We start from the raw sequence: 202 nt of genomic DNA, 5'->3' as shown, positions 1-202 counted from the left end.
GTGTCGTCGGTAAGGGTAATCACCGGGACTGCCGTCACGGTATCGATGGTCACATCCAGCGCAGCAGAGGTTTTCGTGTTGCCCGCGTCGTCGGTCACCTGCACGGTCACGGTATAGTCACCGTCCGCCAGAGCCGGGGCGGTGAACTGCCAGGTGCCGTCCACCAGCTGCGCGCTGTACGCCGTGCCGTTAATCAGCACCT

At 63.4% G+C, this 202-nt stretch carries 1 protein-coding gene; it reads right to left on the bottom strand.

The features are described from left to right. Nucleotides 1–202, bottom strand: a 202-nt coding sequence (locus tag ACS603_RS23475) for an Ig-like domain-containing protein (RefSeq protein WP_474945024.1), incomplete at both ends; no start/stop codon positions are given.

Source organism: Enterobacter sp. Li2LvB3, assembly GCF_056156645.1.
The sequence above is the reverse complement of the archived record's forward strand: the minus strand, read 5'-3'. Positions and strand labels throughout refer to the sequence as shown.